Annotated in this window: 11 protein-coding genes; 1 reads left to right on the top strand and 10 read right to left on the bottom strand. The window is 63.2% G+C overall.

Going from position 1 to position 12,867, the window contains the following annotated elements:
- Positions 1-71: 71 nt before the first annotated feature.
- From PATSB16_RS05700 to bktB, 6 genes are all read right to left on the bottom strand, one after another.
- Entirely contained in the window at positions 72-782 is a 711-nt protein-coding gene (locus tag PATSB16_RS05700; protein WP_047213083.1) for an ABC transporter ATP-binding protein, read from the bottom strand.
- Positions 779-1,633 (bottom strand): ABC transporter ATP-binding protein, encoded by an 855-nt coding sequence (locus PATSB16_RS05695; RefSeq protein ID WP_047213081.1) that lies wholly within the window; start codon positions 1,631-1,633, stop codon positions 779-781. Before PATSB16_RS05695 ends, PATSB16_RS05700 begins: the two co-directional genes overlap by 4 nt.
- Positions 1,630-2,583: a branched-chain amino acid ABC transporter permease gene (locus tag PATSB16_RS05690; protein WP_047213079.1), complete on the bottom strand. Its 954-nt coding sequence runs from the start codon at positions 2,581-2,583 to the stop codon at positions 1,630-1,632. The genes PATSB16_RS05695 and PATSB16_RS05690 overlap by 4 nt, the downstream gene beginning before the upstream one ends.
- A gap of 58 nt (positions 2,584-2,641) precedes the next feature.
- Positions 2,642-3,544, bottom strand: a complete 903-nt coding sequence (locus PATSB16_RS05685; protein WP_047213078.1) for a branched-chain amino acid ABC transporter permease — start codon at positions 3,542-3,544, stop codon at positions 2,642-2,644.
- A gap of 93 nt (positions 3,545-3,637) precedes the next feature.
- A complete protein-coding gene (locus PATSB16_RS05680) occupies positions 3,638-4,771 on the bottom strand; it encodes a branched-chain amino acid ABC transporter substrate-binding protein (RefSeq protein WP_047213076.1) in 1,134 nt (377 codons plus the stop codon).
- Positions 4,772-5,520: 749 nt separating this feature from the next.
- Positions 5,521-6,702 (bottom strand): beta-ketothiolase BktB, encoded by a 1,182-nt coding sequence (bktB, locus tag PATSB16_RS05675; RefSeq protein WP_047213075.1) that lies wholly within the window; start codon positions 6,700-6,702, stop codon positions 5,521-5,523.
- Positions 6,703-7,090: 388 nt separating this feature from the next.
- On the opposite strand from bktB, the gene PATSB16_RS05670 reads away from it, so the two are divergent.
- Positions 7,091-8,635: an RHS repeat-associated core domain-containing protein gene (locus tag PATSB16_RS05670; RefSeq protein WP_062551259.1), complete on the top strand. Its 1,545-nt coding sequence runs from the start codon at positions 7,091-7,093 to the stop codon at positions 8,633-8,635.
- Between the two features lie 26 nt (positions 8,636-8,661).
- Here the strand turns inward: PATSB16_RS05670 and rimO are convergent, their stop codons facing one another.
- The 4 genes from rimO to PATSB16_RS05650 form a co-directional block, all read right to left on the bottom strand.
- Positions 8,662-10,029: a 30S ribosomal protein S12 methylthiotransferase RimO gene (gene rimO / locus PATSB16_RS05665; RefSeq protein WP_047213074.1), complete on the bottom strand. Its 1,368-nt coding sequence runs from the start codon at positions 10,027-10,029 to the stop codon at positions 8,662-8,664.
- An 83-nt stretch (positions 10,030-10,112) separates the two neighbouring features.
- A complete protein-coding gene (gene phaR, locus PATSB16_RS05660; protein ID WP_047213072.1) occupies positions 10,113-10,685 on the bottom strand; it encodes a polyhydroxyalkanoate synthesis repressor PhaR in 573 nt (190 codons plus the stop codon).
- Positions 10,686-10,881: 196 nt separating this feature from the next.
- Positions 10,882-11,622, bottom strand: coding sequence for a 3-ketoacyl-ACP reductase (locus tag PATSB16_RS05655; RefSeq protein WP_047213071.1), 741 nt, complete (start codon positions 11,620-11,622; stop codon positions 10,882-10,884).
- A gap of 58 nt (positions 11,623-11,680) precedes the next feature.
- Positions 11,681-12,862, bottom strand: a complete 1,182-nt coding sequence (locus tag PATSB16_RS05650) for an acetyl-CoA C-acetyltransferase (RefSeq protein ID WP_047213070.1) — start codon at positions 12,860-12,862, stop codon at positions 11,681-11,683.
- Positions 12,863-12,867 lie beyond the last annotated feature (5 nt).

Genomic DNA, 12,867 nt, shown 5'->3' with positions numbered 1-12,867 from the left:
TGGAGCTCCGCCATGGCATTGGCAGCGATGCAACGCCATGGCGGAGCCCGTTCGATACTGCGGTGTCAACTTCAACCGTGGCCGAGATATGCTGCCTGAATCTCCGGCGATGCCAGCAATTCCTTGGACGAACCTTCATGCTGAAGACGCCCGACTTCCAGCACGTAACCGCGATCGGCGAGCTTGAGCGCCATGCGCGCGTTCTGCTCGACGATCAGGATGGTCACGCCCGTGGCGCGCACCTCGCGCAGCACCTGGAAGATGTTTCGCACGATGATCGGCGCCAGGCCGAGGCTCGGCTCGTCGAGCAGCAACAGCTTGGGCTTGGTGACCAGCGCGCGGCCGATCGCCAGCATTTGCTGCTCGCCGCCGGAGAGCGTGCCGGCCAACTGAGCGCGCCGCTCATAGAGCCGCGGAAAAATTTTGTAGACGTATTCGCAGCTCTGGCCGATCTCCGCCGGCGGGCGGGTGAAGCCGCCCAGACGCAGATTTTCGGCGACCGACAGCGTGCCGAACACGCGCCGACCCTCGGGCGATTGCCCGATGCCCAGCCGGACGATCTTGTCGGCACCCAGCCGGGTCGTCTCGGTGCCGGCGAAGGTGATCTTGCCGGACTGCGGTGTGATCAATCCGCTGAGCGTACGCATCAGGGTGGTCTTGCCGGCGCCATTGGCGCCGAGGATGGCGACCACCTCCCGTTCGGCGACCTGCAGGGAAATCCCCTTGAGCGCCTGGATGTGGCCATAGTTGACACGCAGGTCTTCGACTTCGAGCAGGCTCATGAGCTCACCTGTCCGGTATGTACCGCATGCATCAGCGGATCTTCCTCTTCATCGTCATCCTCCTGGCCGAGATAGGCCTCGATCACCAGGGGATTGTTGCGGATTTCCGCGGGCTTGCCTTCCGCGATCTTCTTGCCGAAATTGATCACGACGATGTTGTCGGTCACGTTCATGACCACGCTCATGTCGTGTTCCACCAGAATCACGGTGACGCCCGCGTCCCGAATCGCGCGAATGGTGTCGTTAAGTCCCGCCGATTCGAACTCGTTCAAGCCGGCTGCGGGCTCGTCGAGAATGATCAGTTCCGGACGCGCGACCAGCGTGCGCGCCAACTCGACCCGCCGCTGCACGCCATAGGGTAGCGAAGTGGCATTTTCGTGTGCCACATCGACGAGATTGAGCTGTTGCAGCACCTCCATCGCACGATCGACGAGCGCTTGCTCCTCGCGCCGCTGCGCGGGCGTATTCAACAGGCCCTGCCACCAGCGCTGCTTGATCTGCAGATGCTCGCCGGCGACGACGTTTTCCAGCACGGTCATGTCGGCAAACAGGCGGATCGTCTGAAACGTGCGGCGAATGCCCTGGGCGGCAATCTTGTCCGGCTGCAGGCCGGTAACCTCCTGGCCGCGCCAGCGAATGTGGCCGTTGGTCGGCTTGTAGACGCCGGTGATCAAATTGAACACGGTCGTCTTGCCGGCGCCGTTGGGGCCGATCAGGCCGACGATCTGGCCGCGCTGGACGCGAAAGCTCAGGTCGTCCACCGCGCGCAGGCCGCCGAAGCTGATGCCCACGCCCTCCAGTTCGAGCAGGGTCTCACCGGACACGGCCGGGATCGTGGTCGTTTGAGTCATTGCCCGCCCCTCCTTGCCGGCCAAATGCCCTGAGGCCTGAGCACCATGATGACGATCATCGCGAAGCCGAAGGCCAGGTAACGGTACTGCGCGAGGTCGGTAAAGATCTGCGGCACCACGAACATCATTGCGGTACCGAGCAGCACGCCGGGCACCGACGCCTGACCGCCGACCAGCACGATGGCAAACAGCGTCACCGAGTCGGCGAACTGGAACGAGCCAGGGCTCACCGCCGACAATTGCATGGCGAACAGGGAACCGGCCAGACCCGCGACGCCGGCGGCCAGGGCGAATGCGGCCACTTTATAGCGGTGCGCGTTGACCCCCAGCGTGGTGGCGGCGAGTTCATCGTATTTCAGGTAGCGGAAAGTGCGCCCGAGCGCCGAGCGGTCGAGGTTGCGCATTACCCACAACACCAACGCCAGCGCCACCCAGTTCAGATAGAACAGATCGCTCTGCGAATCGAACGCATGGCCGAACACCGAGGGCCCGCCGATGCCGAAGATGCCGTCGGGACCGCCGGTCAGGCCGAACAGATTGTTCTTCATGGCGAGCACGAAGATCGCGTTGAAGCCGATCGTCACCACCAGCAGATAATCACCGCGCAGCTTGACGATAGGCGCCGATAGCACGGCGCCGAGCAAAGCCGCGACGACGATCGCCACGGGAATGGTTGCCAGAATCGGCCAGTTGAAGGTCGGGGCCAGGATCGCCGTGATGTAGGCGCCGATGCCGAAATAGACCGCGTGGCCCATGTCGTACATGCCGGCGCGGCCCAGCACGATGTCTTGCGAGAGCGCGACGATCGCATAAATGGCGAAGATGCCGCCGACGGTGATCCAGGCCGGCGACGATACCAGCGGCAGCGCCAGACCGAGAATCCAGAGCAGCGGTCCGATGGTGCGGCGCAACTTGTTGGGGCCGGGCGGTTGTGACGCTGTTTTTGACATGGGGTGCGATGCCGTCGACGGCGCGGATGTGGTTTCAGTAGCGCGGTTGGTCATGGGCTTACACCTTTTCCGCGACACGTTCGCCCAGAATGCCGGACGGACGTACCAGAAGAATCGCGATGAGCAGCGCGAAGGTGATCGCGTCCTGCCAGGAGCTCGACACGTAACCTGCGGCAAACGCGTTGAACAGGCCCAGCAACAAGCCGCCGAGCATCGCGCCCGGGATATTGCCGATCCCGCCGATGATGGCGGCGATAAAAGCATTCAGGCCATACGACCAGCCCATCGTAAAGTAGGTCTGGCGATAGTAAAGTCCGATGAACAGGCCGCCCACGGCGCCCAGCACCGGCCCGATGACAAACACGCTGGCGATCACGCGATTGACGTTGATGCCCATCAGGCGCGCGGCGTCCTGGTCAATCGCGGCGGCGCGAATGGCCGTGCCAAGCCGGGTATGGTGAACGAACAGATACAGCGCGATCATCAGGATGAAAGCGCCGATGATAATCAGCAGCTGGACAAAACTCAGATAGGCACCGGCGATATGCCAGGTCGAAGTGGGCAGCAGATTGCTGGGGAACACCCGTACGTTCGGGCCCCAGATCAGCATGATGCCGTTTTCGATCAGCATCGATGCGCCGAGCGCGGAGACCATCGGCGAGAGCCGGTGCGCGCGGCGCAGCGGCTTGTAGGCAAGACGCTCGAGCACGGTGCCGGCCACCCCCACCACGATCACCGCGATGATGAATGCCAAAGCTAGGAGCACGGGTGTCGACAGGCCGCCGAACACGCCGGTGGTCAGGGTCGTCAGGCCGATGAAGGCGCCGAGGATGCAGAGGTCCCCGTGCGCGAAGTTGATCAGCTTGAGCACCCCGTAGACCATCGTATAGCCGAGCGCGATCAAGGCGTAAATGCCGCCGACCGTCAGCCCGTTGATGAATTGCTGCAGGATAAAGTCCATCGATCCATTTCCGTGGATGGCCGCCTGGCGGCGAGCGGGAAATCTCGACGCGGGGCGCCGGCATCTGGCGATGCGGCGCCCGCGTCTCAGGCATTACATCGGATAGACCGTCTTGTAGCTGCCGTCAGCCTGCACTTCGAACGCTGCCATCGGGCTGCCGATACGCTCGCCCTTGGCGTCCCACGAGAAAGGCCCGGTCACGCCCTGGAAGCCCTTCATGTTGTGCAGCCACGGAATCAGCTTGGCGGTATCGGTGCTCTTGGTCGCCTTGATCGCAGCGATCACTGCCCGGAAGCCGTCGGCATTGGTGAAGGTGTAGATGCTCGGCGGCGCGGAACCGTAAGCCTTCACGTAGTCGGCCAGGAATTTCTTGGCTTCCTTGTACGGCAGGTTTTCCGGCGAGGGAATGTTGATGATGATCGCGCCCTTGGCGGCCGGGCCAGCGATTTTGGCGAACGCGGCGTTCTGGTTGGCATCGCCGCCGACGAACGCGGCCTTCATGCCCAGTTGTTCCATTTGCGCGCGGATCAGGCCGCCATCGGTGTAATAGCCGGAGAAGTACACGACATCGGGGTTGGCGGCCTTGAGCTTGGTCAGCACTGCGCTGTAATCCTGCGTGCCAGCCGTGATGTAGTCCTTCGCAACGACATTGCCGCCGTCAGCCTTGATAGCCTTGTCGACGCTGTCGGCCAGCCCGGTGGCGTAGCTCGAATGGTCGCTCAGCACGACGATACGCTTGTAATGCTTGGCCTTGACCAGGTATTGCGCGGTGAACACGGCTTCGGCGCTGTTCGGCGGCGCATTGCGGAAGAAAGTCTTCCAGCCCTTGGCGGTCAGCTCATCGCTGGTGCCGTCGGAGGTCTGAATCACGTTGGCGGCCGAGTAAATCGGCGCGGCCGCCAGCGCGGCGCCGCTGGTGTACGTCCCGATCACGGCGATCACGCCGTCGTTGACCAGTTTGCGAGCGCAGATCGCGGCCTGAGCCGGCTTGCCTTCGTCGTCGCAGACCACCACGTCGATTTTGCGGCCCAGCAGCCCGCCAGCGGCGTTTTGCTCATTGGCCAGCAACTTCACGCCATTTTCGATGCCCTGGCCTTCGCCAGCGTAATCGCCCGTGATCGGCGCCTGGACCCCGATCTTGATCGGGCCGCTCGCGGCCAGTGCGGCGCCTACCCCTACCGTCAGCGAAAAAACGGAAACTGCAGAGATTCTCGCAAACCTTTTCATTCTCTATTCTCCTGATCTAACGACGTGCATTTGTGCAGCAGCTATCTTTATGTCGGGTTCGTACGCATTGCACGCGCTCGCCCCCGCACGAAGACGCGACATTTACCTCAAGCTCACTCAGTTACTTGCCTCGACAAGATGAGGTGCCCCATCTTAATCCGAACTCAACTCGAAGCAATCCTTCTTTTGCCACTAAATCGAATCCGCAAGCGCTGCAGCATGATGCGGGCAAAGCGCCGCGCGCGCCCTCGCCGCGAGCTTTTTCGTCAAACGGACCGTCTCTGAAGTGATTCACCGCTCAGCAGAGTACAACCCACCAAAAACAAAAAGCGCAACCCAACGAGTGGGCGGAGTATAACTTGTCAATTTAAGTGAGTACAACCCGTATTACTCATGAAAGTATACGAATGTGTCGGCGTCATGTCTTGCGCTTTTGCCCTGCGCTCAATGAGAATTTCCGCACAATCGACAACAGGGTAGTACAAACCCTAAGGTTGTCGATCAGCGTACTTGAGAGTCCGAAACTCGGCGACAAAGCCAAGCTGGATCGTCATTTGCATCGGATGAATAAATCGACGCAACGATCGTGACGCCAGCTTTTCGGGATTCTGGTCGAACGCAAGTCGAAAGATGATTACAGCATAGCCCGGATCTTGCGAAGATACTCGGTGCATTGGGGCAAACCCCTAGTCGAGCCGCGCGGCCGAAGCGGTTGCCCACCCCGGCGGCGCGGCTGGTGCTCAGTCTGGCTAGATACGCTCGAAGATCGCGGCAATGCCCTGCCCGCCGCCGATGCACATGGTCACCAGCGCATAGCGCCCGCCCACGCGCTGCAGCTCGTGCAGCGCCTTGACCGTGATCAGCGCACCGGTCGCGCCGATCGGGTGCCCCAGCGAAATCCCGGAGCCATTGGGATTCACCTTGGCCGGATCGAGTCCGAGATCGCGCGTGACGGCGCAGGCCTGGGCGGCGAATGCCTCGTTCGCTTCGATGACGTCGAGGTCCTGCACGCTCAGCCCGGCGCGCTCGAGTGCGCGGCGCGTGGCCGGCACCGGGCCGATGCCCATATAGCGCGGATCGACACCAGCGTGGGCGTAGCTCACCAGACGCGCCAGCGGCTTGACGCCACGCTGCTCGGCGGTGCGACGCTCCATCAGCACCACCGCTGCCGCCGCATCGTTCAGGCCCGATGCGTTGCCAGCCGTGACCGTGCCGTCTTTCTGGAATACCGGACGCAGCTTCGCCATATCGTCGAGTGTCGCCTCGGCGCGCGCATGCTCGTCGGTGACGAAAGCGACCTCTCCCTTCCTCGTCTTGAGCATCACCGGCACGATCTGATCCTTGAAGTAGCCGTTGGCGATGGCGCGCGCGGCCCGCTGGTGGGACTGCACCGCCAGCGCGTCCTGGTCGGCACGGGTGATCTGCCACTTGGCCGCGACATTCTCGGCCGTCACGCCCATATGGATCGCATCGAACGGGTCATGCAGCGCGCCCAGCATCATGTCGACCAGACGCGACTCGCCCATGCGGGTACCCCAGCGCGCACCGGGCATCAGGTATGGCGCGCGGCTCATGCTCTCCGCCCCCGCACCGATGGCAATATCGGCGTCGCCCAGCAGAATGTTTTGCGCAGCCGAGACAATTGCCTGCAAGCCGGAGCCGCACAAGCGGTTGAGCGTCAAAGCCGGCGCATCCTGGCTCACACCGCCGCCGATCGCGGCCACCCGTGCCAGGTACATGTCCTTGGGCTCGGTGTTGATCACGTGACCGAACACCACGTGCCCGACTTCTTCGCCCGACACGCCGGCGCGCGCCAGCGATTCTCGCACCACCAGCGCCCCCAGCTCGGTTGGCGCGACATCCTTGAGGCTGCCGCCAAAATCTCCAATGGCAGTACGCACTCCGCTGACGACCACGACTTCACGTTGCATTAGCTCACCCCTTTCAATGATTGCCCGGCACCGGACAGGAAATTTTTCCTAAAAAGTTCAGTATAGCGGGCCTCGATGTCGCGCGCCGTGCGCGGCCCGAACATTCCGAAGGGCGACGAGATAAAACGATCGCACTCGGGCCGGGTTTGTATCGATAAACCAATCGCTTGCACGCGCGCCAGCGCGCAGCAGCTTGCCTCGCGGGGATGCGATGGCCTACGGTGCAAATGCCGTGTGCCATCCCGGCGCACGGCATTTGCTCCTCGCCTATCCCCCTCTACATGAGCCGACATCATGAGCCACCATGCCCTCCCAGCTTCCAATCACCCGCACAACGTCATCGAACGCTATTGCTATAGCGGCACCGGCTTGCGCTCGGGAAAATCCAATGTGGCCAGCGCCCCCCCGCCGCGACGGTCAAGCGCGCCCGGCGCCTGAGTCCACCTGTTATTTGCCAGGCCTGGAAATCCGGCGCGCCGCCACGCAGCAATACCTTGTCGTCGTTGCCCAGGCAGGCTCCCAGATGGCGCGCGTCCTGCGCTGGCGTGCCGGCAGACCGCCGTCGTTGCCGGACAATCAGGTGCGTTTTGCCCTTTCCGACGCACTCGCCTCGACCACTCAAGAGCTCGACGCCAGCGCCGCGCAATTGACACGGGAGAGCTACTATCCATTCGGCGGCACGGCATGCTGGATGGCCCGGCATCAGTGCGAGGCGCGTTACAAGACCACGCGCCATGCCGGCAAGGAGCGCGATGCATCGGGTTTGAGCTATTACGGCTTCCGCTATTACGCGCCCTGGCTCGGCCGCTGGCTCAACACCGACCCGGCGGGACCGGTGGACGGCCCGAATCTGTTCGCGATGACCGGCAACAATCCCACCAGTCGCACGGATATGCTGGGCCTGATCACCTGGCCAGAGCGCTGGCGGGCCGCTGGCGCGGCTTTCCTGCGGGATGGCGCCAGCACGCTGGCTGGTGCGGTCGCCAGATACGGCATTTCGTTCGGGCTGGGGACGGTGGCGGGGAGCGGCCCGGCCAATGCAGTCTTGACCGCGGTCGGCGCGACGGCCGGCGCGGTGGCCGGCGGCTATGCCGGTGCCGGACTGGGCTCGCGCGCGGCGGATGCGCTGCCCGAGACCTACGCGAATAACCGCGGCGTGCGTTTCATTCTGGCCGGCGGCGGCGCGCTCAGTGGTGCGGTGACCGGGGCCATGCCGTCGCTGCTGGGTTATTTCACCAACCCGGGCGGGCTCAATCCGGAGGCGATCCGGCAAATTGGCAGCCTGGTCTATGCGGGCGTACGCGACACCAGCCAGCAGACAGTCGCTGAACTGGGCCCGCGCGTGGCCTGGAGCGGATCGCCGAGCGCGGTTGGCGTGGCAGCGTCGATGGGTCCCTATAGCGTAGCGCTCGCCGGCGTCGGCGCGCTGCGTCCGCACCTGCCGCGGTGGGTCGACGGGACTTTCTCGACCGCCCTGATCGAGGGACTGGACGGTGCCGGCGGAACCCTGGTGCGCAGCCTGCGCAGCGACACCCGCTATGTCGACGGGAGTAATCGGTTATCGGTGCCGGATCCGCGGGGCACAATGCATGCCGCGCTCATGCGCATGAACGGCTCGACCGTGATTCAAGGCCTGGATGGAGCACTCGCGCATGGCGGCACGCCGGCCGATGCAAATGCTGCCGGGGTGGTGGGCCGCATAACGACGTTGCCGACCGAGTGGCGCACTTACGTGGGCACGCAGGTCCAGCAAGGCATTGCCGAGGTTTTCCATACGCAACGTTGGGGCGGCTTCAGTGGCGATGCCGCCACACTGAGCGCACCGGACGACTGGGATCACCCAGCCTCGCCGCTCGATCCCTCTATCGAACTACGAGCAGTGTGGAATCTCGATCAGGAGGGATTGACGCAGGCCGGCGCCCGGCGTGCCTAACCGGCGCACCGGACGGTCACGGAGCCTCAGACCTCACCCCACAGATCGTGGCCGTCGGCGCCGGTGATCTTCACCGACACGAAGTCGCCGGCCTTGTAGCGCTTGGAGGCCTTGGTGGTTGGCTCGATGTAGACCATGCCGTCGATTTCCGGCGCGTCCCCCATCGAGCGCGCCATGCCTCCGTCCTGATTGACTTCATCGACGAGCACTTTCAGGGTTTTGCCGACGTGCCGCTTGAGGCGGCGCGCGGAAATCGTCTCCGCGACCTCCATAAAACGCGCGCGACGCTCTTCGCGCACCTCATCGGGCAGCGCGCCGGGCAGCTCGTTGGCACTCGCGCCTTCGACCGGCGAATAGGCAAAGCAGCCCACCCGGTCGAGTTCCGCCTCGCGCAGAAATTCGAGCAGCGTCTCGAACTCGGCTTCGGTCTCGCCGGGAAAGCCGGCAATGAAGGTGCTGCGGATCGTCAGGTCCGGGCAGATGGCACGCCAGGCACGGATGCGCTCCAGGTTCTTTTCGGCGCTGGCCGGCCGCTTCATGCGCTTGAGAACGTCGGGGTGGGCATGCTGCAGCGGCACGTCGAGGTACGGCAGAATCTTCCCTTCGGCCATCAGCGGGATGATCTCGTCGACGTGCGGATAGGGGTAGACGTAATGCAGACGCACCCACGCACCATACTGCTGCGCCAGTTCACCCAGCGCGCTGACCAGTTCGGTCATGCGCGTCCTGACCGGCCGGCCATTCCAGAAGCCGGTGCGGTATTTGACGTCGACGCCGTAGGCGCTGGTGTCCTGGGAAATCACCAGCAACTCCTTGACACCCGACTTGAACAGATTTTCCGCCTCGAGCATCACTTCGGCCACCGGGCGCGACACCAGATCCCCTCGCATCGACGGAATGATGCAGAACGTGCAGCGGTGGTTGCAGCCTTCGGAGATTTTGAGATAGGCGTAGTGCTTGGGCGTGAGCTTGATGCCCTGCGCCGGCACCAGGTCGATAAACGGATCGTGCGGCTTGGGCAGGTGCTGGTGAACCGCCTGCATGACCTCATTGGTCGCATGCGGGCCGGTCACCGCCAGCACCTTGGGATGAACACTGCTGACGATGTCCTGGCCGGCCGCGTCCTTCTTGGCTCCCAGGCAGCCGGTCACGATGACCTTGCCGTTTTCCGTCAATGCTTCGCCGATGGCGTCGAGACTCTCCTGCACTGCCGCATCGATGAATCCGCAGGTATTGACGACCACCAGATCGGCGCCGTCATAAGTGCCGGAAATCTCGTAACCCTCGGCGCGCAACTGCGTGAGGATCTGCTCGGAATCGACCAGCGCCTTCGGACAGCCGAGCGAGACGAAACCGACCTTGGGCGTGGCGGCGGGAGATGACGGGTTGGACATGGTACGGTTCCTGAAGCGATATCGGCGGCAAACGGCAGCCCGCGAGGCTGCGAAGGCCGGTATTGTACCCTGCCCCCGCTATCTCACTTGTTCGGATCTTTCGGCTGCCCCGGCCCGCCGGGCGGGAACGGAAAAGTGCTGAACATATTCTTGGCCTGGCTCTGCATCTGCTCCTGCATCTGCACGAAGAGGTTCTTCGATTGCTCGATGTAGTTGGTCATCATGCCCTGCATCATCGGCGCCTGCATGTTCATGAATTGCGACCACATATCGGGGTTGAAGGTAGCTCCGTCGTACAGCCCCTTGCCCTGGTCGGCCAGCTTGTGCTGGATCTCGATGAAAGTCTGGATATTCTTCTCGAGATAGGTGCCCATCATGCCTTGCAGCGCGTGACCATAGAAACGAATGATCTGCGCGAGCATGACGCTGGAGAACATCGGCATGCCGCCGGTTTCCTCTTCCAGAATGATTTGCAGCAGGATGCTGCGGGTGAGGTCTTCGCTCGATTTCGCATCGACGACCTTGAACTCTTCATTGTCGAGCACCAGTTGCTTGACGTCGCTCAAGGTGATGTAGGTACTGGTCTGGGTATCGTAGAGCCGGCGGTTTGGATATTTCTTGATCAGACGTTCGTCGGTTTTTTTTTGCGTGCTCATTCGCGGTCTGTCCCTCTCTTGCGACGGCGCCGGTTGGCCGGCTATTGACGGGTACTGGACGGCCGTGGGGTACCGAAGCGTCCAACCCGTGTTTTTCGATTGTAGGCCGCTTGCTGCCTTGCGGCAATCCCGAGTCAAAACAAGCCGCGCGCCGCGGACGGTCGGTCCGCGGCGCGCGGCTTGCCCGACTCCGGCATTACGCCATGTGCAGCCCGCCGTTCAGGGAAAAGTCAGCGCCGGTCGCGAAGGCGGATTCCTCGGATGCCAGCCAGGCGCAGATCGAGGCGATCTCGGAAGGCTCACCCAGACGCTTGACCGGGATCGTCGCGACGATCTTCTCGAGCACTTCCGGCCGGATCGAGCGCACCATATCGGTCCCGATATAGCCGGGCGATACGGTATTGACCGTCACGCCCTTGGTCGCGACCTCCTGCGCCAGCGCCATCGTGAAGCCATGAATACCGGCTTTGGCGGTCGAGTAGTTGGTCTGCCCGAACTGCCCCTTCTGGCCATTGACCGACGAGATGCTGATGATGCGCCCCCAGCCGCGCTCGACCATGCCTTCGATGACCTGCTTGGTCACGTTGAACAGGCTGTTGAGATTGGTGTCGATCACCGCGCTCCAGTCTTCGCGGGTCATTTTGCGCAGCACGACATCGCGGGTAATGCCGGCGTTGTTCACCAATACATCGATCTGGCCGACTTCAGCCTTGACCTTGTCGAACGCCGCGGTAGTCGAATCCCAATCCGCGACGTTGCCTTCAGAGGCGACAAAATCGAAACCGAGCGCTTTTTGCTCTGCCAGCCATTTCGCTTTGCGCGGGGAATTGGGGCCGCAACCGGCCACCACACGAAAACCTTCCTTGTAGAGTCGCTGGCAAATGGCGGTACCGATGCCGCCCATACCACCGGTAACGTAGGCGATGCGTTGTGTCATGGAATGCTCCATTTATTAACTGACCATTTGAATTGAGATCACGGATGCCGCTCGCGCGTCAGGCGCGCTCGACCGCCAGTGCAACTCCCATGCCGCCGCCGATACACAGCGAGGCAAGCCCCTTCTTGGCACCGCGCCGCGCCATTTCATGCAGCAGCGTCACCAGGATGCGGCAGCCCGATGCGCCGATCGGATGCCCCAGGGCGATCGCGCCACCGTTGACATTGACCTTGCTGGTGTCCCAACCCATTTGCTGATGCACCGCCAGCGCCTGCGCGGCAAACGCTTCATTGATCTCGAGCAGGTCGAGATCGTCGACACGCCAGCCGGCACGCTCCAGGCAGCGGCGCGAGGCCGGCACCGGTCCCATGCCCATGACCTTGGGGTCGACCCCGGCGTTGGCATAGGCGGCAATGCGCGCCAGCGGCGTCAGGCCCAGTTCGGCCGCGCGTTTGGCCGACATGACGACCACGGCGGCGGCGCCGTCGTTGAGCCCGGACGCGTTACCGGCGGTGACCGAGCCATCCTTGGCGAAGGCCGGCTTCAGGCCGGCGAGCGATTCCAGCGTGGCGCCGTGGCGAATATATTCGTCGTGCTCGAACAGCACCGGATCCCCCTTGCGCTGCGGGATCGCGATCGGCACGATTTCGTCCGCGAAGCGGCCCGCTTTCTGCGCGGCCTCGGCGCGATTCTGCGATTCCACCGCCAGGCGATCCTGGGCCTCGCGCGTGATGCCGTATTCCTTGGCGACGTTTTCCGCAGTAATGCCCATGTGATACTGGTTGTACACGTCCCACAGACCGTCGACGATCATGGTATCGATCAGCTTGGCGTCGCCCATCCGAAAGCCGTCACGCGAACCCGGCAGCACGTGCGGCGCCGCGCTCATGTTTTCCTGGCCGCCGGCCACCACGATTTCGGCGTCGCCGGCCTGAATGGCGTTGGCTGCCAGCATGACCGCCTTGAGTCCCGAGCCGCACACCTTGTTGATGGTCATGGCCGGCACCGCACTGGGCAGCCCTGCCTTGATCGACGCCTGACGCGCCACGTTCTGACCCGAACCTGCCGTCAGCACCTGACCGAGAATGACTTCGCTGATCTGCTCGGGCGCGAGCCCGGCGCGCTCCAACACCGCGCGCACGACCTGAGCACCGATCTCCGGCGCGGGGACCTTGGCCAGCGAGCCACCGAATTTTCCGACCCCGGATCGGGCCGCTGAAACGATAACGATATCTGTCATTACGA

The sequence above is a fragment of the Pandoraea thiooxydans genome, assembly GCF_001931675.1.
Taxonomy (GTDB): Bacteria; Pseudomonadota; Gammaproteobacteria; order Burkholderiales; family Burkholderiaceae; genus Pandoraea; species Pandoraea thiooxydans.
This window is presented reverse-complemented; position numbering and strand designations above follow the sequence as displayed.

Excerpts from the sequence above, each read along its gene's own strand:
- rimO (WP_047213074.1), bottom strand. The coding sequence starts at position 10,029 with ATGTCCAACCCGTCATCTCCCGCCGCCACGCCCAAGGTCGGTTTCGTC.
- PATSB16_RS05685 (WP_047213078.1), bottom strand. The coding sequence starts at position 3,544 with ATGGACTTTATCCTGCAGCAATTCATCAACGGGCTGACGGTCGGCGGC.
- PATSB16_RS05695 (WP_047213081.1), bottom strand. The coding sequence starts at position 1,633 with ATGACTCAAACGACCACGATCCCGGCCGTGTCCGGTGAGACCCTGCTC.
- PATSB16_RS05650 (WP_047213070.1), bottom strand. The coding sequence starts at position 12,862 with ATGACAGATATCGTTATCGTTTCAGCGGCCCGATCCGGGGTCGGAAAA.
- PATSB16_RS05655 (WP_047213071.1), bottom strand. The coding sequence starts at position 11,622 with ATGACACAACGCATCGCCTACGTTACCGGTGGTATGGGCGGCATCGGT.
- PATSB16_RS05700 (WP_047213083.1), bottom strand. The coding sequence starts at position 782 with ATGAGCCTGCTCGAAGTCGAAGACCTGCGTGTCAACTATGGCCACATC.
- PATSB16_RS05690 (WP_047213079.1), bottom strand. The coding sequence starts at position 2,583 with ATGTCAAAAACAGCGTCACAACCGCCCGGCCCCAACAAGTTGCGCCGC.
- PATSB16_RS05670 (WP_062551259.1), top strand. The coding sequence starts at position 7,091 with ATGTGGCCAGCGCCCCCCCGCCGCGACGGTCAAGCGCGCCCGGCGCCT.
- phaR (WP_047213072.1), bottom strand. The coding sequence starts at position 10,685 with ATGAGCACGCAAAAAAAAACCGACGAACGTCTGATCAAGAAATATCCA.
- PATSB16_RS05680 (WP_047213076.1), bottom strand. The coding sequence starts at position 4,771 with ATGAAAAGGTTTGCGAGAATCTCTGCAGTTTCCGTTTTTTCGCTGACG.
- bktB (WP_047213075.1), bottom strand. The coding sequence starts at position 6,702 with ATGCAACGTGAAGTCGTGGTCGTCAGCGGAGTGCGTACTGCCATTGGA.